The sequence below is a fragment of the Streptomyces sp. NPDC026659 genome (assembly GCF_040638245.1).
Classification (GTDB): domain Bacteria; phylum Actinomycetota; class Actinomycetes; order Streptomycetales; family Streptomycetaceae; genus Streptomyces.
Map to the genome: position 1 here is coordinate 126290 of NZ_JBEZXY010000006.1, position 24695 is coordinate 150984.

Annotated in this window: 20 protein-coding genes; 11 read left to right on the plus strand and 9 right to left on the minus strand. The window is 72.1% G+C overall.

Going from position 1 to position 24695, the window contains the following annotated elements:
* Positions 1–211: 211 nt before the first annotated feature.
* The 3 genes from AB0E91_RS16930 (at position 212) to AB0E91_RS16940 (ending at position 3092) form a co-directional block, all read left to right on the plus strand.
* A complete protein-coding gene (locus AB0E91_RS16930; RefSeq protein ID WP_361781675.1) occupies positions 212–1537 on the plus strand; it encodes a M20/M25/M40 family metallo-hydrolase in 1326 nt (441 codons plus the stop codon).
* A gap of 147 nt (positions 1538–1684) precedes the next feature.
* Positions 1685–1918 (plus strand): chaplin ChpH, encoded by a 234-nt coding sequence (gene chpH, locus AB0E91_RS16935; protein WP_361781678.1) that lies wholly within the window; start codon positions 1685–1687, stop codon positions 1916–1918.
* A 121-nt stretch (positions 1919–2039) separates the two neighbouring features.
* The gene (locus AB0E91_RS16940; RefSeq protein ID WP_361781681.1) at positions 2040–3092 is read left to right on the plus strand and encodes a chaplin family protein; all 1053 of its coding nucleotides are present in this window, start codon (positions 2040–2042) and stop codon (positions 3090–3092) included.
* Between the two features lie 108 nt (positions 3093–3200).
* On the opposite strand, the gene AB0E91_RS16945 is transcribed toward AB0E91_RS16940, so the two are convergent.
* Positions 3201–3389 carry a DUF5703 family protein gene (locus AB0E91_RS16945; protein ID WP_018549191.1) on the minus strand — a complete coding sequence of 63 codons (189 nt, stop codon included), beginning with the start codon at positions 3387–3389 and terminating at the stop codon, positions 3201–3203.
* 47 nt (positions 3390–3436) lie between these two features.
* On the opposite strand from AB0E91_RS16945, the gene AB0E91_RS16950 reads away from it, so the two are divergent.
* Positions 3437–4135 (plus strand): hypothetical protein, encoded by a 699-nt coding sequence (locus AB0E91_RS16950; protein ID WP_361781685.1) that lies wholly within the window; start codon positions 3437–3439, stop codon positions 4133–4135.
* A gap of 58 nt (positions 4136–4193) precedes the next feature.
* Here AB0E91_RS16950 and AB0E91_RS16955 read toward each other — a convergent pair whose 3' ends face one another.
* Together AB0E91_RS16955 and AB0E91_RS16960 are read right to left on the minus strand one after the other, a co-directional pair.
* Positions 4194–6467 (minus strand): helix-hairpin-helix domain-containing protein, encoded by a 2274-nt coding sequence (locus tag AB0E91_RS16955; RefSeq protein ID WP_361781688.1) that lies wholly within the window; start codon positions 6465–6467, stop codon positions 4194–4196.
* Positions 6464–7447, minus strand: a complete 984-nt coding sequence (locus AB0E91_RS16960) for an aldo/keto reductase (protein WP_361781691.1) — start codon at positions 7445–7447, stop codon at positions 6464–6466. Before AB0E91_RS16960 ends, AB0E91_RS16955 begins: the two co-directional genes overlap by 4 nt.
* A 183-nt stretch (positions 7448–7630) precedes the next feature.
* On the opposite strand from AB0E91_RS16960, the gene AB0E91_RS16965 reads away from it, so the two are divergent.
* Together AB0E91_RS16965 and AB0E91_RS16970 are read left to right on the plus strand one after the other, a co-directional pair.
* A complete protein-coding gene (locus AB0E91_RS16965; RefSeq protein WP_361781694.1) occupies positions 7631–8686 on the plus strand; it encodes an LLM class F420-dependent oxidoreductase in 1056 nt (351 codons plus the stop codon).
* A gap of 209 nt (positions 8687–8895) precedes the next feature.
* Entirely contained in the window at positions 8896–9684 is a 789-nt protein-coding gene (locus tag AB0E91_RS16970) for a ferritin-like domain-containing protein (protein WP_361781697.1), read from the plus strand.
* A gap of 36 nt (positions 9685–9720) precedes the next feature.
* Here the strand turns inward: AB0E91_RS16970 and corA are convergent, their stop codons facing one another.
* Positions 9721–10719 (minus strand): magnesium/cobalt transporter CorA, encoded by a 999-nt coding sequence (gene corA / locus AB0E91_RS16975; RefSeq protein WP_361781700.1) that lies wholly within the window; start codon positions 10717–10719, stop codon positions 9721–9723.
* 98 nt (positions 10720–10817) lie between these two features.
* Between corA and AB0E91_RS16980 the strand changes: the two genes are divergently transcribed.
* From AB0E91_RS16980 to mshC, 4 genes are all read left to right on the plus strand, one after another.
* Positions 10818–11504 carry a histidine phosphatase family protein gene (locus AB0E91_RS16980; protein WP_361781703.1) on the plus strand — a complete coding sequence of 229 codons (687 nt, stop codon included), beginning with the start codon at positions 10818–10820 and terminating at the stop codon, positions 11502–11504.
* Positions 11505–11562: 58 nt separating this feature from the next.
* The gene (locus AB0E91_RS16985) at positions 11563–12153 is read left to right on the plus strand and encodes a DUF3090 domain-containing protein (protein ID WP_361114934.1); all 591 of its coding nucleotides are present in this window, start codon (positions 11563–11565) and stop codon (positions 12151–12153) included.
* Positions 12117–12950 carry an SCO1664 family protein gene (locus AB0E91_RS16990; protein ID WP_361781707.1) on the plus strand — a complete coding sequence of 278 codons (834 nt, stop codon included), beginning with the start codon at positions 12117–12119 and terminating at the stop codon, positions 12948–12950. Before AB0E91_RS16985 ends, AB0E91_RS16990 begins: the two co-directional genes overlap by 37 nt.
* Before the next feature lie 150 nt (positions 12951–13100).
* Positions 13101–14330 carry a cysteine--1-D-myo-inosityl 2-amino-2-deoxy-alpha-D-glucopyranoside ligase gene (gene mshC / locus AB0E91_RS16995; RefSeq protein WP_361781710.1) on the plus strand — a complete coding sequence of 410 codons (1230 nt, stop codon included), beginning with the start codon at positions 13101–13103 and terminating at the stop codon, positions 14328–14330.
* A 74-nt stretch (positions 14331–14404) separates the two neighbouring features.
* Here the strand turns inward: mshC and AB0E91_RS17000 are convergent, their stop codons facing one another.
* From AB0E91_RS17000 to AB0E91_RS17020, 5 genes are all read right to left on the minus strand, one after another.
* Positions 14405–15400, minus strand: a complete 996-nt coding sequence (locus AB0E91_RS17000) for a PAC2 family protein (RefSeq protein WP_361781713.1) — start codon at positions 15398–15400, stop codon at positions 14405–14407.
* A 164-nt stretch (positions 15401–15564) separates the two neighbouring features.
* Positions 15565–17181, minus strand: coding sequence for a glycerol-3-phosphate dehydrogenase/oxidase (locus AB0E91_RS17005; protein WP_361781716.1), 1617 nt, complete (start codon positions 17179–17181; stop codon positions 15565–15567).
* 51 nt (positions 17182–17232) lie between these two features.
* A complete protein-coding gene (gene glpK / locus AB0E91_RS17010) occupies positions 17233–18771 on the minus strand; it encodes a glycerol kinase GlpK (RefSeq protein ID WP_361781719.1) in 1539 nt (512 codons plus the stop codon).
* 88 nt (positions 18772–18859) lie between these two features.
* On the minus strand, positions 18860–19651 hold the full coding sequence (locus tag AB0E91_RS17015) for an MIP/aquaporin family protein (protein WP_361781722.1): 792 nt from the start codon (positions 19649–19651) through the stop codon (positions 18860–18862).
* Positions 19652–19982: 331 nt separating this feature from the next.
* Complete coding sequence (locus AB0E91_RS17020; protein WP_361781725.1) at positions 19983–20747, minus strand: IclR family transcriptional regulator; 765 nt, start codon at positions 20745–20747, stop codon at positions 19983–19985.
* A gap of 318 nt (positions 20748–21065) precedes the next feature.
* Between AB0E91_RS17020 and metH the strand changes: the two genes are divergently transcribed.
* Positions 21066–24578, plus strand: a complete 3513-nt coding sequence (gene metH / locus AB0E91_RS17025; RefSeq protein ID WP_361781728.1) for a methionine synthase — start codon at positions 21066–21068, stop codon at positions 24576–24578.
* Positions 24579–24695: the final 117 nt, after the last annotated feature.

Below are 24695 nucleotides of genomic sequence, written 5' to 3' on the forward strand. Positions count from 1 at the left end.
TCCCTCGCGGCGACAGAGGAAACATTACCAGGCTTTCGGGGGTGTCCGATCACGCCCCGGCTCCGAGGGCCGTTCCCGTGAACGGTGTGTTGCCGAGGGGGTCCGGTCTTGGAGGCGGGCGGGGGCGGGGAGAGGATGAAGGGGGAGCCGGCGGACACCTCGGCGGACCCCACCAGCACATCCACCAGCAGCGACAGCGGGAGGAAGCAGCGTGAGCGAGACGGACACGGCCAGGGGCGTCACCGGTGAGGACGAGGTCGTGGACCTCTGCCGCGAGCTGATCCGGTTCGACACCAGCAACTACGGCGACCACTCGGGCCCCGGCGAACGCGCCGCCGCCGAGTACGTCGCGGAGAAGCTCGCGGAGGTCGGCCTCGAGCCGGAGATCTTCGAGTCGCACCCCGGACGCGCGTCCACGGTCGCGCGGATCGCGGGCGAGGACCCGTCCCGGCCCGCGCTGCTGATCCACGGCCACCTGGACGTCGTACCGGCCAACGCCGCCGACTGGACCCACGACCCCTTCTCCGGCGAGGTCGCCGACGGGTGCGTGTGGGGGCGCGGGGCCGTCGACATGAAGGACATGGACGCCATGACGCTGGCCGTCGTGCGCGACCGGCTGCGCAGTGGGCGTCGCCCTCCGCGCGACATCGTCGTCGCCTTCCTGGCCGACGAGGAGGCGGGCGGTACGTACGGCGCCCGCTACCTGGTCGACCACCACCCCGAGCTGTTCGAGGGCGTCACCGAGGCGATCAGCGAGGTCGGCGGATTCTCGTTCACCGTCAGCGAGCAGCGGCGGCTCTACCTCATCCAGACCGCCGAGAAGGGCATGCACTGGATGAAGCTGACCGTGGCCGGCACCGCCGGGCACGGCTCGATGATCCACCGGGACAACGCCATCACCGAGCTGTCCGAGGCCGTAGCCCGGGTCGGCCGCCACAAGTTCCCGGTACGGGTCACCAAGACCACCCGCGCCTTCCTGGACGAACTCGGCGACGCGCTCGGCCTCGAACTGGACCCGGACGACATGGAGGCCACCCTCGCCAAGCTCGGCGGCATCGCCAAGCTCATCGGCGCCACCCTCAGCAACACCGCCAACCCCACCCAGCTCAACGCGGGCTACAAGGTCAACGTCATCCCCGGCGAGGCAACCGCCCACATCGACGGTCGATTCCTGCCCGGCTACGAGGAGGAGTTCCTCTCCGACCTCGACCGGCTGCTCGGCCCGAACGTCCGCCGGACCGACGTGCACTCCGACAAGGCCGTGGAGACCACCTTCGACGGCGCCCTCGTCGAGGCCATGCAGTCCGCGCTGCTCGCCGAGGACCCCGCCGCCAAGGCGATCCCGTACATGCTCTCCGGCGGCACCGACGCCAAGTCCTTCGACGACCTCGGCATCCGGGGCTTCGGCTTCGCGCCGCTCAAGCTGCCGCCGGAGCTGGACTTCGCGGGCATGTTCCACGGCGTGGACGAGCGGGTGCCGGTGGACGGTCTGCAGTTCGGCGTGCGCGTGCTCGACCGGTTCATCGACGCCTCGTGACCCTTGCGGGGGCCGTTAATCAGGCAGGCGTACGAGATCTACTGAGAAGGGTGAATGCGACCATAAGCTCGTAGCTCCATTACTCCCTCCTCGTTACACGTGATGCGACTCCGCACCTGGGAGCCGCAGTGCCAACTAGGAGGAATGATGATCAAGAAGGTCGTCGCTGCCGCGGCTGCCACCGGTGGTCTGGTTCTCGCCGGCGCGGGTATGGCCGTCGCCGACTCGGGTGCCCAGGGTGCCGCCGTGGGTTCGCCGGGCGTGCTGTCCGGCAACGTCATTCAGGTGCCGGTGCACGTTCCCGTGAACGTCTGCGGCAACACGGTCAACGTGATCGGGCTCCTGAACCCCGCCTTCGGCAACACCTGCGTCAACGACTGACGCGGGCTCTCCGAGGGGCGTCTTTTACGAGCCGTCGGCCCCGTGGCGCGCGCCATGCGCTACGGGGCCGACCGGCCTTTTCCGTAGTCGAGGGCAGGGAATTTCAGGGGGGAACACAGTTATGCGACAGGGCACCCGTAAAGGACTGCTCACCATGGCCGCCGCCACCGGTGTGATCGCCGCCGCGAGCGGCTACGCGCACGCCGACGCGGGCGCGGCCGGCTCCGCCGCCGGATCACCCGGCGTACTGTCCGGCAACAGCGTGCAGGTCCCGGTGCACATCCCGGTGAACGCCTGCGGCAACACCGTGAACGTGGTCGGACTGCTCAACCCGGCGGCGGGCAACGCCTGCGGCAACTCGAGCGGTGGCGGCAACGGCAGCGCCGGGGGCGCGCACGCCGGCGCACACACCCGAAACTCGCCCGGCGTGGGATCGGGCAACACCGTCCAGGCACCGGTCGACGTCCCGGTCAACCTGTGCGGCAACAGCGTCAACGTCATCGGCCTCGGCAACGCCGCGGGGGGCAACGACTGCGGCAACGGCGGGGGCGGCCACCAGAACCCGCCGGGGAACCCGGGCCAGCCGGGCCAGCCGGGCCAGCCGGGGCACCCTGGGCACCCTGGGAATCCCGGGCACCCAGGGAATCCGGGGACTCCGGGCCACCCTGGTCATCCGGGGAACCCCGGTACGCCGGGGCATCCGGGCCACCCCGGTAACCCGGACGAGCCGTGCCCCCCGGGACACGAGCACCCGGGCCACCCCGGTCACCCTGGTCATCCGGGACACCCTGGGCACCCGGGCAACCCCGGAAACCCAGGCACGCCTGGAAACCCGGGCACGCCTGGAACCCCCGGAAACCCGGGTAACCCCGGCACCCCCGGCCAGCCGAGCAACCCCGGTACTCCCGGCAACCCCGGCACCCCGAGCAACCCGGGTACCCCCAGCACCCCCGGAACGCCGAGCACCCCCACCACCCCGGCCAAGCCCACCACCCCGAGCAACCACGGCTCCTCCCAGGTGAGCACCGGTGGCGGTTCCGTCCAGTCCCCGGCCGGAGGCGCGCAGCTCGCCCACACCGGCGCCGACGTGCCGCTGGGCCTCGCCCTCCCGTCGGGCGCGGTCGCCCTGCTCGCGGGCGCGGTGCTGTACCGCAAGACCCGCCGGGCCGCGTAGCGGAACCGGAAGGCCGGGCGGAAGCCGCGCAGCGAACCGCCGCGAAACCGCCGGAAAAACGGAGCGGGCCCCACACGAGAGGGGCCCGCTCCGTTCAGTCGTCCTGCTTCACCACGTGGCCCGCACCTGGCGGATGATCCGTCGGCGCAACCGCACTCTGCGGCTGCCGTCACGCAGCAGGCTCAGTCGGTCCAGCTCCCAGTGTCCGTACTCTGCATGGTCCGTCAGCAGACGCGTCGCCTCCTTGCGGGTGACCCCGCGAGGTACGTACACGTCGACAAATTCGTATTCCGGCATCGCATCTATTGTGCGGGCACGCGCCCGGTACGGATAGCGTCTGCACTATGTCTGATGCTGCGCAGCCCACCGCTGCCGAGGTACGCGCCGCCGCCGAGGCCGTCAAGACCGCGCTCGACCGCCACCTGGCGGCTGTCGAACGCCGGTCGGGTGAGGACGACCCGGCCGTCTACGAGGCGTTCAACCAGCTGGCAGCGGCCGCCGAGGCGTACGACGAACTGCTCTACGACCGCTACGACGAGGTCACCCCCTTCGAGATCCCCGGCGGGGACGACTCCCTGCCGCCGTACGCGGGCCCGGAGGAACCCCACGCGGTCAGCGTGGTGATCCGCCGTGACTACGCGGTGGCGGAGCCGCAGCGGCTGCTGGCGCAGGCCCAGCGGGTCGAGGCGGCGGAATACGAGAGCGCGGGTCTGGACGACGAGGCCGCGGCCACGGTGCCGGGCGCGCTGACCATCCTGTTCGGGGAGTTCGAGCCCGACGAGATCGCCACCCGGCACAAGGAGTTCGGGCTGACCGAGGGCGATTCCACGCTGTGGGTGATGGCGGCGGAGGAGGCGGCCGAGCCGGGCGAATGGCTGGAGGCGCCCTTCGAGCAGCTCGACCCGCAGCAGGTGGTCTGCCGCTTCGACGTGAGCGCGGTCTTCGACCAGGACGAGGACACCGAGTCCGACGACGAGCTGGACGACGACCTCGTCGAAATGGACGGCGACGACGACCTGGAGCCCCTCGACGCCGAGCGCTGAGGAGGCGGGCGGTGCGGACCCCGGTCAATCAGGTCCGCACCGCCCGTGAGCAGCTCGCTCAGCCCGCCACCGGCACCTGCGCGGTCAGCAGCGTCCGCAGGCGGGTCGTACGCGGCTTCGCCGCGACCTCCGCCACCGCCCGGGGCAGCGCCTGCTCCACCCCGTGCACCACGGACAGATGGCGCTCGGCACGCCCGAACGCCGTGTACACCCACGGCCGGCTGAGCGCCTGCGCGGCGTCGCCCGGCAGCACCACCACGGCGGCGGGCCAGCGGGCGCCCACCGCCTGGTGCGCGGTCACCGCCCAGCCGTGCCGCACCCGGCTCTCCACCAGCTCCTTCGCTACGACCACCGGGCCGCCCGCGCACTCCAGGTGCAGCCCCTCGGCGTCCGCCCGGACGACCCGGCCCGGCACCGAACGGCCCGGGGCGGGGGAGTGGACGACCACGTCGCCGGGGTCGAAGCCGCCGAAGCGGCCGGGGCCGGGGTTCAGCCGCTCCTTGAGCGCGGCGTTGAGCGCGCGCGTACCGGCCGCGCCGCCGTGGCCCGGCGTGATCACCACCGTCTGCTCGGGCCGCAGGCCGAACGCCCGGGGGACCGAGTCCGCGACGAGCTGCACCGTACGGTGCACGGCCTCGCCCGCGTCCCGCACCGGGACGATGACGATCTCCTTGCCCGGCGCCTCTACCTGGCCCAGCTCGCCCGCGCCGATCCCGGACACCAGCTCACCGAGCGGGCCCGGGTCGGGGACGCGGGACGCCAGCTGGGGGCAGGCGCGGGCGGCGAGGAGGTCGGCGAAGACCCGGCCGGGCCCGGCCGACCACAGCAGCGCCGGGTCGCCGCTCAGCAGCAGCCGCGCCCCGTCGGGCAGCGACTCGGCGAGCATCGCGGCGCCCTCCACGTCCAGCTGGGGCGCGTCCAGCACGATCAGCAGATCGAGGTCGAACGCGCCCTCCTGGTCGCGGCCGGGGCCCTCCTCGGCGCCGGAGAGGACCCCGGCGACCGTGCCGACGCACGAGGCGTCGTCCGACAGCAGCGCGGCGAAACGCCGGGCGCCGTCGGGCGTGTGGCAGACGGCGAAGGCGCGCAGCCCCGCCGCGCGGGCGGCGTCCAGCAGCGCGGCCGGTTCGGCGCGGGCCGCCTCGCCGCCGGTGTGCAGGACCAGACCGTGTCCGGCGACCGTGCGGACCAGCTCGGAGGCGGTGCCGGAGACCGCCTTCTCCCAGGCGGCCGAGGACTCCTCGGACGGTGCGTTGATCAGGCGGCCCAGCGCGTCGGCCAGGCTCTCCTCCGCGAGCGCGTACCGCTCCAGCCCCGCCAGCACGCGGACCGGCCGCTCCTCCTCGGATTCCTCGTCCCCCGAGGGAGTGGCGGCGGGGCGGGCCGGGGTGCCGGGCTCCTCCAGGGCGTCCTGGAAGGCCAGCGCGTCGCCCTCCGCGAGTGCGGCCTGCGTCGCCGCCTCCGCGTCCGGGACACCGCGCTGGGCGAGTGCCGCCGTGAGCGCCGGGAGTTCCAGGGCGGTGTGTCCGGCCAGCGCGGCCTGATCGAGCAGCCACACGGTGAGCGCGCGGCCGCGCCGCTCGTCGTCGGGGCGGCAGTCCGCGCCCAACAGGGCGCGCGCGAAGCCGTCCGCCTGGTCGGGGCGTACGCCGGTGATCCGCAGCAGCTGCCAGGGGTCCTCGCGGAGCACGGAGTCGGCGCCCTCGCCGAGCACCGAGGTCGCCTGGGCGGCCAGGGCGGGCGGGGCGCCGCCCTCGGTGAGGACACGCCGTACGGCGTCGACCGTCTCGGCGGGGGGTGCGACGGGCGCGGCGGGTACGGGCGCTGGCCGGGGCGGGCGCTCCGGCTCCGGGGCGGGGCGGCGTGGGGCCGGAGCGGGCTCGGTGAACGCGGGGCGCACCGGCTTCTCGCCGCTCTCCACCGCGCGGACCGCCGCGAGCAGATCGGCGGCCGTCCCGCTCAGCTTGGCGCCGCTCGCGAGGGGCCCCTTCTTCTCGGCCTTGCGCCGCTCGATCCGCTCCCGCTCCAGCCGCTGCGCGGCCAACTCGGCCTCGGCCTCGGACAACTGGGCCGCGCCGTCACTCTGAGGAGTGCCTTCGGCGTCACCCGAGGCAGTGTCCTCACCCTCGGGAGTGCCATCGGCGTCACCCGAGGCAGCGTCCCCACCCTCAGGAGTGACCTCTTCGTCACCCGGTCCGCCCCCGTCACCCTCACGAGCACCCTCGGCCTCACCCGAGACCGGGACGGTGCCCTCGGGGCTCTCCGGGACATCCGGGCTCTCCGGGGCGCCCTCCGTCCCGGTCTGCTCCGTGGTCTCCGGCTCCGTGCTCACAGCGTGCTCCAGTCGTGATCGGGATAGCGGTGCACGGGCGCCGACACGTCGTCGAGAGCCCGGCAGATCTCGTCAGGAAGATTAAGCGCCTCCACTGACAACGCCGCCGCGAGCTGCCGCGCGGTGCGCGCGCCGACGATCGGCGCGGTCACGCCGGGCCGGTCGCGGACCCAGGCCAGGGCCACCTGGAGCGGGGTGACCGCGAGCCCGTCGGCGGCCGTCGTCACCGCGTCCACGATGCGGCTCGCGGTGTCGTCCAAGTACGGCTCCACGAACGGCGCCAGATGGTCGGAGGCGCCGCGCGAGTCCGGGGGAGTGCCGCCCCGGTACTTGCCCGTCAGCACGCCCCGGCCCAGCGGCGAGGAGGGCAGCAGGCCGATCCCCAGGTCCAGCGCGGCGGGCAGCACCTCGCGCTCCACGCCCCGCTGGAGCAGCGAGTACTCCAGCTGCGTACCGGCGAGCCGGGTGCGGGTGCCCGGCGCCGCGAGCTGCCAGGTGGCGGCCTTGGCGAGCTGCCAGCCGCAGAAGTTGGACACGCCCGCGTACCGCGCGCGGCCGCTGCTCACGGCCAGATCGAGCGCCTGGAGCGTCTCCTCCAGCGGCGTGTCGGGGTCGTAGGAGTGGATGTGCCACAGATCGACGTACTCGGTGCCCAGGCGGGTCAGGGAGGCGTCGAGGGCGGCGAGGAGATGGCCGCGCGAGCCGTCCACCCGGCGGTCGGGGTCGGGCACGCTGCCCGCCTTGGTGGAGATCACCAGGTCCTCGCGGGGCACAAGACCGTCGGTGAGCCGGCCGAGCAGATACTCGGCGGCGCCGTCGCCGTACACGTCCGCCGTGTCGACGAGGGTGCCGCCCGCTTCCCAGAACGCCTTCAGCATGTCCGCGGCGTCGTGCTCCTCGGTGTCCCGGCCCCAGGTGAGGGTGCCGAGTCCGATCCGGGACACGCGCAGGCCGGTACGGCCGAGATGCCTCTGCTCCATGTGCGCGAGATTACTGGCCAGAGGTGGTGCCGTGGGTTGCCTGTGGACAACGGGATCCGGCCGCCTGTGGACAACCGGATCAGGCCGTGGCCCCGCCGGAACACCCGAGGCGGGGTGGGCCGTGCGGGAAAGGGTCGCTAAGGTCGGCCGCAGATACGTTACTTGCGAGTAAGGGGATCGGTCATGCAGCTCGGGATCAACCTCGGCTACTGGGGCGCCGGGATGGACGGGGACAACCTCGCCGTGGCGCAGGAGGCCGACCGGCTCGGCTACAGCGTCTGCTGGGCCGCCGAGGCGTACGGCTCCGACGCCGCCACGGTGCTCAGCTGGGTCGCCGCCCAGACGGAGCGCATCGACGTGGGCTCGGCGATCTTCCAGATCCCGGCCCGCCAGCCCGCCATGACCGCGATGACGGCGGCGACGCTCGACTCCCTCTCCGGCGGCCGCTTCCGCCTCGGCCTCGGCGTCTCGGGCCCGCAGGTCTCCGAGGGCTGGTACGGCGTCAAGTTCGACAAGCCGCTCGCCCGCACCCGTGAGTACGTGGAGATCGTCCGCAAGGCGATGAGCCGCGACCGTCTGTCGTACGAGGGCGAGCACTGGACGCTGCCGCTGCCCGGCGGTCCCGGCAAGCCGCTCAAGCTGACCGTGCACCCCGAGCGCGAGCACATCCCGCTCTACATCGCCGCGATCGGCCCGAAGAACCTGGAGCAGACCGGCGAGATCGCCGACGGCGCCCTGCTGATCTTCCCGGCCGCCGAGCACCTGGAGGAGACCGCCATCTCCTCGCTGCGCGCGGGCCGCGAGAAGGCGGGCAGGACCATGGAGGGCTTCGACGTCTGTCCGACCGTGCCGGTCGCGGTCGGGGCCGACGTGGACGTGACCCGCCTCGCGGACACCTTCCGCCCCTACACCGCGCTCTACGTGGGCGGCATGGGCAGCCGCAAGCAGAACTTCTACAACCGGCTCGCCCAGCGCATGGGGTACGAGAAGGAGGCCGCCGAGATCCAGGACAAATACCTCTCCGGCGACAAGCAGGGCGCCGCGGCCGCCATCCCGCACGACCTCATCGACAAGACCACCCTGCTCGGCTCCGTGGACCGGATCGCCGACCGGATGAAGGCCTACGCGGCCGCCGGGGTCACCACCCTCACGCTCGCCCCGGCGGGCTTCACCCTGGAGGAGCGGATCGCCTCCCTGCGCGGCGGCGCCGAGGCCCTGGAGCGCGCCGGACTCGCGTAACACGGCACGGCACGAGATTTTCGCGGCCGTGGTGGGGGCTCGGGGGTCTTCCCCGCCACGGCCGTCACGGGGAACAACGCGCCGGTCCCCGGCCCGGTTACGCCCCCGGCGCTCCCTCTTTCGGCCCAGCGTGCGCACACCGCGGTTGCGGGTCCTCTTTATCCGCATTTGACTTTTTCACTGCGGAGACCTGCAGAGAGGTGCCCACGATGCTTTCGGCCAAGAGCCTGTTCCAGGAGATCCTCGACAACGACGCGTCCTTCCGGCTCTTCTGCTCCATCGCCGCAAGCGGGGAGGCCCAGGGCGGCTGGGAGAACGGCCGCATCGCCGCCCTCGTACCGCAGAGCCAGCGCGCCCTCGCCCCCAAGATCGCCCGCCATGGTGCCGACGAGGACAAGCACGGCCGGATCTTCCACGCCCTGATGCGCAAACGCGGCCTCGAACCCGTGCCCGTACCACCCGACACCGACTACACGATGCTCCTGGAGCGGCACGGCATCGGCCTCGCCCACGTCCGGCTCGGCGCCGACCGGCCCCTCACCGTGGACGACATCGTCACCTACCTCGCCCACAGCCGCGTCACCGAGCAGCGGGCCTCCGAGCAGATGCGGCTGCTGCTCAGACTCTTCGGCGACCACCCGGACATCGGCCGGGCGGTCCGCATGATCTCCCACGACGAGGACAACCACCTCGCCTACTGCCACGAGGAACTGCTGCGCCTCGCCCACGCCGGACACGGCCGCACCATCCAGCGCATTCTGCGCGAGTGCGCGCTCGCCGAGATCCGGATCTACCGGGACGTCAGCCTCGCCGTCATGGCCCACATGGGGCGCGTCCTGCGCTGGTCCCCGGTCAGAAACGCGCTGCTCGCCGCGGGCATCCACGCCCTCTACCTCTGGGAGCGGGTCATGGGCTGGCGCCGGATGGTCACCCTGGAGATGCCGAAACGGCGCGACGCGCTCGGCGGCCCCGCCCCGAAGGCCGCCGAGTTCGCCTGAGCCCCCGGCCCCGGCCCCGTACCCGAACCGACCGCCCTACAGCCAGCCCCGCCGCCGGAAGTTGCGGTACAGGAAGACCTCCAGCACCACCATCACGGCCACCACCGCCGGATAACCCCACGCCCAGTGCAGCTCCGGCATGTTCTCGAAGTTCATGCCGTAGATCCCGGCGATCAGCGTCGGCACCGCCGCCATCGCCGCCCAGGACGAGATCTTCCGCATGTCGTCGTTCTGCCGCACGCTCATCTGCGCCAGATGCGCCGAGAGGATGTCGGACACCAGCCGGTCCAGGCCCTCCACGGACTCGTTCACCCGGGTCAGATGGTCGTTGACGTCCCGGAAGAACGGGCGCGCCCCCTCGTCCACGAACGGCACCGGCGCGCTGCTCGTGCCCGTGCCGGAGAGCCGGATGAGCGGCACCGCGAGCGGCACAGTCGCCCGCCGGAACTCCAGCACCTGCCGCTTGAACATGTAGATCCGCGACGCCGTGTTCCGCGACCCCGCGTCCGACGGCGAGAAGACCTCCGCCTCCAGCTCGTCCAGGTCCGTGCCCAGCTCGGTCGCGATCTCCAGATAGGCGTCCACCGTGGCGTCCATGATCGCGTAGAGCACGCCGGTCGGGCCGTGCCGCAGCTTCGCCGGGTCCGACTCCACCCGGCGCCGCACCTCCTCCAGCGGCGCCGCCTTGCCGTGCCGCACCGTCACCACGAACGAGTCGCCGATGAAGACCATGACCTCGCCGGTGGTGACCGTGTCGCGCCGCGGCTCGTAGAACACCGGCTTGATCACGACGAACAGCGAGTCGTCGTAGACCTCCATCTTGGGCCGCTGGTGGGCCTTCAGGGCGTCCTCCACCGCCAGTGGATGCAGTCCGAACGTCTTGCGGACGAGGTCGAACTCCTGCTCCGTGGCGTCGTGCAGCGCGATCCAGACGAAGGCGTCGTCGTGCGCCCGCGCCTCCCTCAGCGCCTCGGCAGGGTCCTTGATGGCCTGGGCACGGCGTCCGTCGCGGTAGATGGCACAGTCGAAGATCACGGGGAGCATTTTCCCGCCCACCGGCGGCTTACGCACGCGGGGCGGCCGAATCGGCTTCCCCGGCCGCCCCGCGCGCACGCCGGTCTACGCTGGGGCCCATGCCGACCCTGATCCTCGTCCGGCACGGACGCTCCACGGCCAACACCGCGGGCCTGCTCGCCGGCTGGACCCCCGGCGTCGCCCTCGACGAGCGCGGTACCGAGCAGGCCGCGGCCCTGCCCGCACGGCTCGCCGCGCTGCCCCTGAGCGAGGTGGTCGTCAGCCCGCTCCAGCGCTGCCAGGAGACCATGCGGCCACTCCTGGACGCCCGCCCCGACCTGCCCGTCCACACCGACGAGCGGATCGGGGAGTGCCACTACGGCGACTGGTCCGGCCGCAAACTCGCCGAACTGAAGGACGAACCCCTCATGGAGGTCGTCCAGAGTCATCCGTCCGCCGCCGCCTTCCCGGGCGGCGAGTCCATGCGGGCCATGCAGCACCGCGCCGCCGAGGCCGTACGCGACTGGAACGCGCGCGTGGAGCTCGAGCACGGCGCCGACGCCGTCTACCTCATGTGCTCCCACGGCGACATCATCAAGGCCCTGGTGGCCGACGCCCTCGGCCTCCATCTCGACCTGTTCCAGCGGGTCGCCGTGGAGCCCTGCTCCGTCACCGCGATCCGCTACACCCGCCTGCGGCCCTACCTGGTGCGCCTCGGCGACACCGGCGACCTTTCGTCGCTGGCCCCGCGCGAAACACCCCCGGAGGGCGACGCACCGGTCGGGGGCGGTGCGGGCGCACCGTGATCGCCGCCCGCAGTAGGGTGAGGCCACCCGAACCCACTCGATCCCATGGAGACAGGACGTGTCCCGTCAGGTGTTCCTCTACGATCCGCCGGACCGCTTCGTGGCCGGCACGGTCGGACTGCCCGGACGCCGTACGTTCTTCCTCCAGGCCACCGCGGGCCCCCGGGTGACCAGCGTGGCCCTGGAGAAGACCCAGGTCGCCGCCCTGGCCGAACGCATGGACGAACTGCTCGACGAGGTCGTGCGGCGCAGCGGCGGCAACGCGGCCGTGCCCGCCGTCGCCCCCACCGAGATCGCCGATTCAGGCCCGCTGGACACCCCCATCGAGGAGGAGTTCCGCGTCGGCACCATGGCGCTCGCCTGGGACGGCGAGGAACAGCGCATGATCGTCGAGGCGCAGGCCCTCGTCGAACTGGACGCCGAGACCGAGGAGGACCTCGCCCAGGCCGAGGAACGCCTCCTCCAGGACGAGGAGAACGGCCCCCCGATGCTGCGGGTCCGGCTCACCGGCGCGCAGGCGAGGGCCTTCGCCAAGCGCGCCCTCGACGTCGTCAACGCCGGGCGGCCGCCGTGCCCGCTGTGCAGCCTCCCGCTCGACCCGGAAGGACACGTATGTCCGCGCCAGAACGGATACCGCCGGGGAGCGTGACCGCCACCGACGCGGACCTCGCGGAGCTGATCGCGCGGGGCGAGCTGACCGTACGCGGCCGGATCCGCGACGCCTCCAACGCGGCCCTGTTCTGCACGGTCGCCCTGGACGGCCGCGAAGCGTCCTGCGTCTACAAGCCCGTCGCCGGCGAACGCCCCCTGTGGGACTTCCCCGACGGCACCCTGGCCGGCCGCGAGGTCGCCGCCTACGAGGTCTCCGAGGCCACCGGCTGGGGCCTCGTCCCGCCGACCGTGCTGCGCGAGGGCCCCTACGGCGAGGGCATGTGCCAGCTGTGGATCGACGTCAGCCCCGAGGCCGAACTCCTCGCCCTGGTCGACGGCGAGGAACCGGAGCCCGGCTGGAAGGCCGTCGGCTTCGCCGAGGTCGGCGAGGGCCGCACCGCGCTCCTCGTGCACGCCGACGACGAACGGCTGCGCCGCCTCGCCGTCCTGGACGCCGTGATCAACAACGCCGACCGCAAGGGCGGCCACCTGCTGCCCACCGCCTCCGGCGCGCTCTACGGCATCGACCACGGCGTCACCTTCAACACCGAGAACAAGCTGCGCACCCTGCTGTGGGGCTGGGCGGGCGAGCCGCTGACCGAGGAGGCCGTCACCGTCCTCGACCGCCTCCAGGCCGACCTGGCCGAGGGCGCGGCCCTGGCCGGCCGCCTCGCCCCGCTGCTCACCCCCGCCGAGATCGAGGCCACCCGCGCCCGCGTCGCCGCCCTGCGCGCCTCGGGCCGCCACCCCGAACCGGCGGGCGACTGGCCCGCGATCCCCTGGCCACCCGTCTGACGACGGTGGTGTCCTGCCTCACGCCGGCGGCGTTCCGCCCGGCCACAGCCGTGTCCCGCACGGATTCCGCCGCCGCGCAAGAGCGCCGAACCGGCCATCCGGCCCGATCCGGTTCGTATGCGCTGCTCATGGGCGGTTAGTCTCATGTACATGCATGCCTGGCCCGCTTCCGAGGTCCCCGCCCTGCCCGGTCAGGGCCGCGACCTGAGGATTCACGACACCGCGACCGGCGGTCCGGTCACCCTGGACCCCGGTCCCGTCGCCCGGATCTATGTCTGCGGCATCACGCCGTACGACGCGACCCACATGGGTCACGCGGCGACCTACAACGCGTTCGACCTCGTGCAGCGCGTGTGGCTCGACACCAAGCGGCAGGTTCACTACGTCCAGAACGTCACCGACGTCGACGACCCGCTGCTCGAGCGCGCGGAGCGGGACGGCGTCGACTGGGTCGCCCTCGCCGAGAAGGAGACCGCCCTCTTCCGCGAGGACATGACCGCCCTCCGGATGCTGCCCCCGCAGCACTACATAGGCGCCGTCGAGGCCATACCCGGCATCGTCCCCCTCGTCGAGCGGCTCCGTGACCTCGGCGCCGCCTACGAGCTGGACGGCGACATCTACTTCTCCGTCGAGTCCGACCCGCACTTCGGCGGTGTCTCCCACCTCGACGCGGCCGCCATGCGGCTGCTGTCCGCCGAGCGCGGCGGCGACCCCGACCGCCAGGGCAAGAAGAACCCGCTCGACCCGATGCTGTGGATGGCGGCCCGCGAGGGCGAGCCCAGCTGGGACGGCGGCTCGCTCGGCCGGGGACGCCCCGGCTGGCACATCGAGTGCGTCGCCATCGCCCTCGACCACCTCGGCATGGGCTTCGACGTCCAGGGCGGCGGCTCCGACCTCGCCTTCCCGCACCACGAGATGGGCGCCTCGCACGCCCAGGTGCTCACCGGCGAGTTCCCCATGGCCCAGGCGTACGTCCACGCGGGCATGGTCGGCCTGCACGGCGAGAAGATGTCGAAGTCGAAGGGCAACCTCGTCTTCGTCTCCCAGCTGCGCCGCGACGGCGTCGACCCGGCCGCGATCCGGCTCGCCCTGCACTCCCACCACTACCGCTCCGACTGGGAGTGGACCGACCAGGTGCTCCAGGACGCGGTGGACCGGCTCGGCCGCTGGCGTGCCGCCGTCTCCCGGCCCGACGGCCCCTCCGCCGACGCGCTGGTGAACGAGGTCCGCGCGGCCCTGGCCAACGATCTCGACGCGCCCGCCGCACTTGAGGCCGTGGACCGCTGGGCGGCCCGTCAGGAGGCCGAGGGCGGCACCGACATGGGCGCGCCCGGTCTGGTCAGCCGTACCGTGGACGCGCTGCTGGGTGTGGCGCTCTGACGCCCGCACAGTTCTGACACCCGCACAACGCGGTGGGGCGGTACCCGATCCGGGTACCGCCCCACCGCGTTCGCTCAGTCCTCCGAGCCGTCCGTGTCCTCGCCGCCCTCCGACGGGCCCGGCGCCTCCGGCTTCGGGGGCTTGGGCGGCCGGGTCCGGCCGCTCGGCGTGTCCCGCCGGAACGGCCCGCTGTCCGAGCCGTCCGCCGTGGCGTGCCCGCCGGGCGGCCCGACGTCCCGCCGCCGCAGATAGCGCTCGAACTCGCGGGCGATCGCCTCGCCGGACGCCTCCGGCAGCTCGGCGGTGTCCCGCGCCTGCTCCAGCGTCTGCACGTACTCCGAGACCTCGCTGTCCTCGGCCGCCAGCTGGTCCACGCCCACCTGCCAGGCACGCGCGTCCTCGGGCAGCTCGCCCTGCGGGATGCGCAGGTCCAGCAGGTCCTCCAGGCGGTTGAGCAGCGCGAGGGTGGCCTTCGGGTTGGGCGGCTGCGACACGTAGTGCGGCACGGCCGCCCACAGCGACACCGCCGGAACCCCGGCGTGCGTGCAGGCCTCCTGGAGGACGCCGACGATGCCCGTGGGGCCCTCGTACTTCGTCTCCTCCAGGTCCATCCGGCGCGCCAGCTCCCCGTCGGAGGTCACTCCGCTGACCGGGACCGGCCTGGTGTGCGGGGTGTCGCCGAGCAGCGCGCCCAGGATCACCACCAGTTCCACGCCCAGTTCATGGGCGAAGCCGAGGATCTCGTTGCAGAACGAGCGCCAGCGCATCGACGGCTCGATGCCGCGCACCAGCACCAGGTCACGGGGCTTGTCACCGCCGACCCGGACCACCGAGAGCCGCGTGGTCGGCCAGGTGATCTTGCGTACGCCGCCCTCCATGAAGACCGTGGGCCGGTTGACCTGGAAGTCGTAGTAGTCCTCCGCGTCCAGCGCGGCGAAGACCTCGCCCTTCCACTCGCGTTCCAGATGCGCGACCGCCGTGGAGGCGGCGTCACCGGCATCGTTCCAGCCCTCGAACGCGGCCACCATGACTGGGTCGATCAGCTCGGGAACACCCTCCAGCTCGATCACCCAGTGCCTCCTTCCGACGTGCTCTCGCCTGACCACCCAACCTTACGGCGTCCGGCCGGAGCGCCCGCAGCCCCCTGGACGGGGGGTTGAACGGATCACTGCCCCGAACCCCGGCCCGGAACACCCCGCACGTCGCGGCGATCCGGGCCGGGGGAGCCGACGGGCTACCGCTGGTCGAGCAGGCCCTGCACCCCGGCGCGTATCTCGTCGGTGGCCAGGCCCCGGATGGTGAGCGTGGTGCGACGGCGCAGCACGTCGTCCGGCGTCTCGGCCCACTCGTGGTCCCGCGCCCACACCACCTGTGCCCAGATCTCCGGGGCGTCGGGGTGGACCCGCTCGGCCAGCTCCGGGTGCTCGTTGGCCAGGCGGGCGATGTCGAAGGCGAGCGAGCCGTAGTGGGTGGCCAGATGCCGGGCGGTGTCGGCGGCCATGCGCGGGCCGGGCGCCGGACGGTCCACCAGGAGCCGGTGGGCGACCGCGCGCGGGTTGGCCACGCCGGGCAGCGGCAGCCGCCTGGGCAGCGTGGAGACCGGCTCGAAGTCGTCGCCGAGCGGGTGGCCCGGCAGCTCCTGAAGCTTCGTCATGACCGTACGGCCGATGTGCCGGAACGTCGTCCACTTGCCGCCCGCGACGGACAGCATCCCGCCCCGACCCTCGGTGACCACCGTCTCCCGCTTGGCCTTGGCGGTGTCGCCGGGCCCGCCCGGCAGCACCCGCAGCCCCGCGAAGGCGTACGTCATCAGCTCGCGCCGGAGCTGGTTGTCCCGGACGGAGAACGCGGCCTCGTCCAGGATCTGGGCGATGTCCTTCTCGGTGACGGACACCTCGCCCGGATCGCCCTCGTACTCCTCGTCGGTCGTGCCGAGCAGCAGCATGTCCTCCCAGGGGAGGGCGAAGGTGATGCGGTACTTGTCGATGGGCGTCGCCAGCGCGGCCTTCCAGGGCGCGGTGCGCTTGAGCACCAGGTGCGCGCCCTTGGACAGCCGGATCGACGGCGCCGCGCCCGGGTCCTCGAGCCGGCGCAGATGGTCGACCCAGGGCCCGGTGGCGTTGAGCACCAGCCGGGCGTTCACGCCGAACTCCTCGCCGGAGACCCGGTCGCGCAGCTCGGCACCGGTGACCCGGCCGCGCGTGAAGCGCAGCCCCGTGACCTCGGCGTGGTTGAGGACGACGGCGCCCGAGTCGACGGCCGCGCGGACCGTCATCAGCGCCATGCGCGCGTCGTTCATCTGGTCGTCGCCGTAGACGGCCACGGCCTTCAGGTTCTCGGTGCGCAGCTCGGGCACGTCCCGCGCGGCCCGGGACGGCGAGAGCAGATGCCCCACGCCGTCCCCGAACGCGGAGAGCGCCGAGTACGCGAACACGCCCGCGCCGAGCTTCGCCGCGCCGTGCGGCCCGCCCTTATACACCGGGAGGTAGAAGGTGAGCGGGTTCGCCAGGTGAGGGGCCACCTGGCGGGAGACCGCACGGCGCTCGAAGTGGTTCTCCGCCACCAGCTTCACCGCGCCGGTCTGGAGGTACCGCAGTCCTCCGTGGAGCAGCTTGGAGGAGGCGGAGGAGGTGGCACCGGCGAAGTCACCGGCGTCGACCAGCGCCACCCTGAGCCCGGACTGCGCGGCGTGCCAGGCGGTGGAGATGCCGAGGATGCCGCCGCCGATCACCAGGAGGTCGTACGACGCCCTGGCGAGCTGCTCCCTGGTCTCGGCCCGGCTCGGGTTGGAGCCCGAGGCGGGGCGCGTGCCCAGGGTGGGTACGGAAGGCAGGGTGGTGGGACTGGTCATGTCGGGTACTTCACTCCTCGTCAGAGCCGGATGGGCGGTCCTTCGGGCCGCTCAGCTCTCGTCCTCGAGCCAGCCCATGGTCCGCTCGACGGCCTTGAGCCAGCTCTTGTACTCACGGTCGCGGGTCTCCGCGTCCATGCGGGGGGTCCACTCGGCGGCCCGGCGCCAGTTGGCGCGCAGTTCGTCGGTGCCCGTCCAGAAGCCGACGGCGAGACCGGCGGCGTAGGCGGCTCCGAGACACGTGGTCTCGGCGACCATGGGGCGCACCACGGGGGCGTCGAGCACGTCCGCGAGCTGCTGCATCAGCAGGTTGTTCGCGGTCATGCCGCCGTCCACCTTGAGCGTGGTCAGCTCGACGCCGGAGTCCTTGGTCATGGCGTCCGCGATCTCCCGCGTCTGCCAGGCCGTGGCCTCCAGGACGGCGCGCGCGAGGTGCGCCTTGGTGACGTACCGGGTCAGACCCGCGATCACACCGCGCGCGTCGGAGCGCCAGTGCGGGGCGAACAGGCCGGAGAAGGCCGGTACGAAGTAGGCGCCGCCGTTGTCCTCGACCGAGAGCGCGAGCGTCTCGATCTCGGCGGCGGTGGAGATGAGGCCCATCTGGTCGCGCATCCACTGCACCAGCGAGCCGGTGACGGCGATGGAGCCCTCCAGGGCGTACACCGTCGGCTGGTCGCCGATCTTGTAGCCGACGGTGGTCAGCAGACCGGCGTAGGAGTTGATGATCTTCTCACCGGTGTTCATCACCATGAAGGTGCCGGTGCCGTAGGTGGACTTGGTCTCGCCCTCGGAGAAGCAGGTCTGGCCGAACAGGGCCGCCTGCTGGTCGCCGAGCGCGGAGGCCACCGGGATGCCGCCGAGCAGGTCGCCGAGGCTGCCCCCGGTCACCTCGCCGTAGACCTCGGCGGAGGAGCGGATCTCGGGCAGGATCGCCAGCGGCACACCGATGGACTCGGCGATCTTCGGGTCCCACTCCATGGTGTGCAGGTTCATCAGCATGGTGCGCGAGGCGTTGGTGACGTCGGTGACGTGCTTGCCGCCGTCGACACCGCCGGTCAGGTTCCAGATGACCCAGCTGTCCATGGTGCCGAAGAGGATGTCGCCCGCCTCGGCGCGCTCGCGCAGGCCCTCGACGTTGTCAAGGAGCCAGCGGGCCTTGGGCCCGGCGAAGTAGGAGGCCAGCGGCAGGCCGGTCTCGCGGCGGAAGCGGTCCTGGCCGACGTTGCGGCCGAGCTCGCGGCAGAGGGCGTCGGTGCGGGTGTCCTGCCAGACGATGGCGTTGTGGACGGGCTCACCGGTGTTCTTGTCCCACAGCACGGTGGTCTCGCGCTGGTTGGTGATGCCGATGGCCTTGATGTCGTCGCGGGTGATGCCGGCCTTCTCGACGGCTCCGGCGACGACCTCCTGGACGTTGGTCCAGATCTCGTTCGCGTCGTGTTCGACCCAGCCCGGCTTGGGGAAGATCTGCTCGTGCTCCTTCTGGTCGACGGAGACGATCCGGCCGTCCCGGTCGAAGACGATGCAGCGCGAGGAGGTCGTGCCCTGGTCGATCGCCGCGATGAACGGGCCTGCGGTGTGGGCGTCGGTCACTGTGTGCTCCTGGGAGATCCGAGGTGAGGGTGCGGTGCGTGCGGTGCGTACTCGAAAGATCGGCGCATGTGTGGCAAACCGTTACTCATCAAGCAAAAGCGACGTTGTAGATGCCCGCAGCGATGGCGCCGCCGATCAGTGGACCGACCACCGGGACCCACGCGTAGCTCCAGTCCGAACCACCCTTGTTGGGCAGCGGCAGCAGGGCGTGCACGATGCGCGGGCCCAGGTCGCGGGCCGGGTTGATCGCGTACCCCGTCGGGCCGCCGAGCGAGAGGCCGATGCCGACGACCACCAGCGCGGTGATCAGGGCGCCCAGGACGCCGAGACCGTTGCCCTTGTCGTTCAGGCCCTGGGTGAGCACCGCCAGGACCAGCACCAGCGTGCCGATGATCTCCGTGAGGAGGTTCTGCACCGCGTTCCGGATCTCCGGGCCGGTGGAGAAGATGCCCAGGACCGGCCCCGCGGCCGCCTCCTCGGCCTCGACCGCCTTGACGGTGTCCTGCGCGCCGGGCCCGCCGACGATCTCCCGGTCGGTGAGGTGGGCGTGGAACTGGCCGTAGTACGCCACCCAGACCAGCGTCGCGCCGATCATCGCGCCGAGCAGCTGACCGCCCCAGTACACCGGGAGGTTGCTGAAGTCCTTGTCCTTGATGGCGAGCGCGAGCGTCACGGCCGGGTTCAGGTGCGCGCCGGAGAGGGGCGCGGAGGTGTAGACCGCCGTCAGAACGGCGAAACCCCACCCGAAGGCGATGGCGAGCCAGCCGGCGCCGCGCGCCTTGGAGGCCTTCAGCGTCACGGCGGCACAGACACCGCCGCCGAGCAGGATGAGTATGGCGGTACCGATGGTCTCGCCGATGAAGATGTCGGAGCTGGACACCCGCGACTCCTTTGTCCTTCGTCCAGGGAAAGCCGAACCCCGCGTCCCTTCGGGGGTTCTCGTGCTCTCGGGGATGAGAGCGGTGTCGGCCCTTGGCGCTGTCACACCCTAACGTGCATTAACGGCAAGTGTTCGACAATGCCGACCGATGGACGGGAGTCTCGCTTTGGGGTCGTCCATGCGTCAAGGGTTCTGTAATCGAAAACGCGATCGTTATTGATCGGCGGGGGTTATCGCCTGGGGCGGGCGTGAGGGGCGCGCGGGTGGGCGCGGGCATGCGTGTGGCCGCCCCGGCCGTTGCGCCGGGGCGGTGATGTACGACAAGGGCGCTTCAGAAGCGGGCCGCGCCCAGGTCCCGCGACACCGCGCGGGCGCAGTCGCGCACCGCCGCGATCAGTTCCGGGCGGAGTTCGCCCTCGCGGCACAGGCGCTCCACGGCGCCGGTGATCCCGACCGCGCCCACCGGCATGCGGCGGCGGTCGTGGATGGGGGCCGCGATGGACGCCATGCCCTCCCAGGTCTCCTCCACGTCGGCGGCGTAACCCCGCGCGCGCGTGAGGTCGAGGATGTGCTCGAAGTCCTCGGGGCCGCACACCGTACGGTCGGTGAAGGACTTGCGCGGGGCCTCCAGGGCCTCGCTGTGGGCCACCGGGTCGTACGCGGCGAGCACCTTGCCGAGCGCCGTCGAGTGCAGCGGCTGCATGGCGCCGATCTCCAGCACCTGCCGGCTGTCGTCCGGGCGGAAGACGTGGTGCACGATCAGCACGCCCTGCTGGTGCAGCACCCCCAGGTGCACGCTCTCCCCGCTGGAGCGGGCCAGGTCGTCGGTCCACACCAGCGCGCGGGCCCGCAGTTCGTGCACGTCCAGGTAGGTGGTGCCGAGCCGCAGCAGCTCCGCGCCCAGCTGATAGCGCCCGGACGCCTCGTCCTGCTCGACGAAGCCCTCGTGCTGGAGGGTGCGCAGGATGCCGTGCGCCGTGCCCTTGGCGAGGCCCAGCGACGAGGCGATGTCCGACAGGCCGAGCCGCCGCTCGCCGCCCGCGAGCAGCCGCAGCATCGCGGCCGCCCGTTCGAGCGACTGGATGTTCCGTGCCATCCCCGTCCTACCTCCGTCCGCTCCGGCCGCCGTCGAACGACACCTCGGATGACCCCGCGGGTGACACCTCAGGCATCGTTCGACAATGCCGAACAGTACCGGTCCATGCCGACCTCCCGCCAATGACCGCGCCGTATCCACGCGGTCCGCGGACCCGGCCGCCATGCCCGGAGGGGCCCGTTCCGCCGTCCGCGTCCGTGTGGTGGACGCCGGTGCCCATCCAAGCCCACCGCCGGTTAGTCTGACGCCGTGCCCCTCGCCCGGCTCGCCGGGGGAGGGCGCATAGCCGACAGCCGTCGCATCCCAGGGAGCCCCTTCATGGCCTCGTCGCCGACGTCCCCCCACGCCGACCTCCGGACCCGTGTGTCCGCGCTCCGAGAGGCACTCGCCACCCGTGTGGTGGTCGCCGACGGAGCGATGGGCACCATGCTCCAGGCCCAGGAGCCCACGCTCGACGACTTCCAGCAGCTCGAAGGCTGCAACGAGATCCTCAATCTCACCCGCCCCGACATCGTCCGATCGGTCCACGAGGCGTACTTCGCCGTCGGCGTCGACTGCGTCGAGACCAACACCTTCGGCGCCAACCACTCCGCCCTCGGCGAGTACGACATCCCCGAGCGCGTCCACGAGCTGTCCGAGTCCGGCGCCCGCATCGCCCGCGAGACCGCCGACGCGTTCACCGCGCGGGACGGCCGCGCCCGCTGGGTCCTCGGCTCGATCGGCCCCGGCACCAAACTGCCCACCCTCGGCCACGCCCCGTACACCACCCTGCGCGACGCCTACCAGCGCAACGCCGAGGGCCTGGTCACCGGCGGCGCCGACGCCCTGCTGGTGGAGACCACCCAGGACCTGCTCCAGACCAAGGCCGCCGTCCTCGGCGCCCGGCGCGGCCTGGACGCCCTCGGCCTGGACCTGCCCGTCATCGTCTCCGTGACCGTCGAGACCACCGGCACCATGCTCCTCGGCTCCGAGATCGGCGCCGCGCTCACCGCGCTGGAGCCGCTCGGCATCGACATGATCGGCCTGAACTGCGCCACCGGCCCCGCCGAGATGAGCGAGCACCTGCGCCACCTCGCGCGCAACGCCCGCATCCCGCTGTCCTGCATGCCCAACGCGGGCCTGCCCGTCCTCGGCAAGGACGGCGCCCACTACCCGCTCACCGCGCCGGAACTGGCCGACGCCCAGGAGACCTTCGTCCGCGAGTACGGCCTCTCGCTGGTCGGCGGCTGCTGCGGCACCACCCCCGAACATCTGCGCCAGGTCGTCGAGCGCGTCCGCGACCTCACCCCGGGGACGCGCAGCCCGCGCCCCGAGCCGGGCGCCGCCTCGCTCTACCAGTCGGTGCCGTTCCGCCAGGACACCGCCTACCTGGCCATCGGCGAGCGCACCAACGCCAACGGCTCCAAGAAGTTCCGCGAGGCCATGCTGGCGGGCCGCTGGGACGACTGCGTGGAGATGGCGCGCGAGCAGATCCGCGAGGGCGCGCACATGCTCGACCTGTGCGTGGACTACGTCGGCCGCGACGGCGTCGCCGACATGGAGGAGCTCGCGGGCCGCTTCGCCACCGCCTCCACCCTGCCGATCGTCCTGGACTCCACCGAGGTCGACGTCCTGCGCGCCGGTCTGGAGAAGCTCGGCGGCCGCGCGGTCATCAACTCCGTCAACTACGAGGACGGCGACGGCCCGGAGTCCCGCTTCGCCAAGGTCACCCGGCTCGCCCAGGAGCACGGCGCCGCGCTGATCGCGCTGACCATCGACGAGGAGGGCCAGGCCCGCACCCCCGAGAAGAAGGTCGAGATCGCCGAACGGCTCATCGACGACCTCACCGGGAACTGGGGCATCCGCGAGGAGGACATCCTCGTCGACTGTCTGACCTTCACCATCTGCACCGGCCAGGAGGAGTCCCGGGGGGACGGCATCGCCACCATCGAGGCGATCCGCGAGCTGAAGCGGCGTCACCCGGACGTGCAGACCACGCTCGGCCTGTCCAACATCTCCTTCGGCCTCAACCCCGCCGCCCGCATCCTGCTCAACTCCGTCTTCCTGGACGAGTGCGTCAAGGCCGGCCTGGACTCGGCCATCGTCCACGCCTCCAAGATCCTGCCCATCGCCCGCTTCAGCGAGGAAGAGGTGAACACCGCCCTCGACCTCATCCACGACCGCCGCGCCGAGGGTTACGACCCCCTCCAGAAGCTGATGGCGCTGTTCGAGGGCGCCACCGCCAAGTCCCTCAAGGCGGGCAAGGCCGAGGAACTGGCCGCCCTCCCGCTGGAGGAGCGCCTCAAGCGCCGCATCATCGACGGTGAGAAGAACGGCCTGGAGGCCGACCTCGACGAGGCGCTGACGGAGCGTCCGGCGCTCGACATCGTCAACGACACCCTCCTGGACGGCATGAAGGTGGTCGGCGAGCTGTTCGGCTCCGGCCAGATGCAGCTGCCGTTCGTGCTCCAGTCCGCCGAGGTCATGAAGACCGCGGTCGCCCACCTGGAACCGCACATGGAGAAGTCGGACGCCGAGGGCAAGGGCACCATCGTCCTTGCCACCGTCCGCGGCGACGTCCACGACATCGGCAAGAACCTCGTCGACATCATCCTGTCCAACAACGGCTACAACGTCGTCAACCTGGGCATCAAGCAGCCCGTCTCCGCGATCCTGGACGCCGCCGCCGAGCACCGGGCCGACGTCATCGGCATGTCGGGCCTCCTGGTCAAGTCCACCGTGATCATGAAGGAGAACCTGGAGGAGCTGAACCAGCGCGGACTCGCGGCCGACTACCCCGTCATCCTCGGCGGCGCCGCCCTCACCCGCGCCTACGTCGAACAGGACCTCCACGAGATCTACGAGGGCGAGGTCCGCTACGCCCGCGACGCCTTCGAGGGACTGCGCCTCATGGACGCCCTCATCGGCGTCAAGCGCGGCGTACCCGGCGCCAAGCTGCCCGAGCTGAGGCAGCGGCGGGTGCGCCCGGCCGTCGTGGAGGTCGAGGAACGGCCCGAGGAGGGCCACGTCCGCTCCGACGTCTCCACCGACAACCCGGTCCCCGAGCCGCCCTTCTGGGGCACCCGCGTCGTCAAGGGCATCCAGCTCAAGGAGTACGCGAGCTGGCTGGACGAGGGCGCGCTGTTCAAGGGCCAGTGGGGCCTGAAGCAGGCCCGCGCCGGGGACGGGCCGACCTACGAGGAACTGGTGGAGACCGAGGGCCGCCCCCGGCTGCGCGGTCTGCTCGACCGGCTCCAGACCGAGAACCTGCTCGAAGCCGCCGTCGTCCACGGCTACTTCCCCTGCGTCTCCAAGGACGACGACCTCATCATCCTGGACGAGCGCGGTAACGAGCGCACCCGCTTCACCTTCCCCCGCCAGCGCCGGGGTCGCAGGCTCTGCCTCGCCGACTTCTTCCGCCCGGAGGAGTCCGGGGAGACGGACGTCGTCGGCCTCCAGGTCGTCACCGTCGGCTCCCGCATCGGCGAGGAGACCGCCCGCCTCTTCGCCGCCGACGCCTACCGCGAGTACCTCGAACTCCACGGCCTGTCCGTGCAGTTGGCGGAGGCGCTGGCCGAGTACTGGCACGCCCGGGTCCGCTCCGAACTCGGCTTCGCCACCGAGGACCCCTCCGCCATCGAAGACATGTTCGCCCTCAAGTACCGCGGCGCCCGCTTCTCCCTCGGCTACGGCGCCTGCCCCGACCTCGCCGACCGGGCCAAGATCGCCACGCTCCTGGAGCCCGAGCGCATCGGCGTCCACCTGAGCGAGGAGTTCCAGCTCCACCCCGAGCAGTCCACGGACGCCATCGTGATCCACCACCCGGAGGCGAAGTACTTCAACGCACGCTGACGGGCGGAGCGCGGCGGTCCCCGGGGCACGCTCCGGGCACGGCAAAGGGCATGCCGGAACGTCCCCTGGCCTGCGGCGCAGGCTTTTCCGGTGTACCCCGGCGCGCCCCGGATAAAC

Coding starts and splice junctions, on each gene's coding strand:
- chpH (WP_361781678.1), top strand. CDS start 1,685: ATGATCAAGAAGGTCGTCGCTGCCGCGGCTGCCACCGGTGGTCTGGTT.
- AB0E91_RS16940 (WP_361781681.1), top strand. CDS start 2,040: ATGCGACAGGGCACCCGTAAAGGACTGCTCACCATGGCCGCCGCCACC.
- AB0E91_RS16945 (WP_018549191.1), bottom strand. CDS start 3,389: ATGCCGGAATACGAATTTGTCGACGTGTACGTACCTCGCGGGGTCACC.
- AB0E91_RS16950 (WP_361781685.1), top strand. CDS start 3,437: ATGTCTGATGCTGCGCAGCCCACCGCTGCCGAGGTACGCGCCGCCGCC.
- AB0E91_RS16960 (WP_361781691.1), bottom strand. CDS start 7,447: ATGGAGCAGAGGCATCTCGGCCGTACCGGCCTGCGCGTGTCCCGGATC.
- AB0E91_RS16965 (WP_361781694.1), top strand. CDS start 7,631: ATGCAGCTCGGGATCAACCTCGGCTACTGGGGCGCCGGGATGGACGGG.
- AB0E91_RS16970 (WP_361781697.1), top strand. CDS start 8,896: ATGCTTTCGGCCAAGAGCCTGTTCCAGGAGATCCTCGACAACGACGCG.
- AB0E91_RS16980 (WP_361781703.1), top strand. CDS start 10,818: ATGCCGACCCTGATCCTCGTCCGGCACGGACGCTCCACGGCCAACACC.
- AB0E91_RS16990 (WP_361781707.1), top strand. CDS start 12,117: ATGTCCGCGCCAGAACGGATACCGCCGGGGAGCGTGACCGCCACCGAC.
- mshC (WP_361781710.1), top strand. CDS start 13,101: ATGCATGCCTGGCCCGCTTCCGAGGTCCCCGCCCTGCCCGGTCAGGGC.
- AB0E91_RS17005 (WP_361781716.1), bottom strand. CDS start 17,181: ATGACCAGTCCCACCACCCTGCCTTCCGTACCCACCCTGGGCACGCGC.
- AB0E91_RS17020 (WP_361781725.1), bottom strand. CDS start 20,747: ATGGCACGGAACATCCAGTCGCTCGAACGGGCGGCCGCGATGCTGCGG.
- metH (WP_361781728.1), top strand. CDS start 21,066: ATGGCCTCGTCGCCGACGTCCCCCCACGCCGACCTCCGGACCCGTGTG.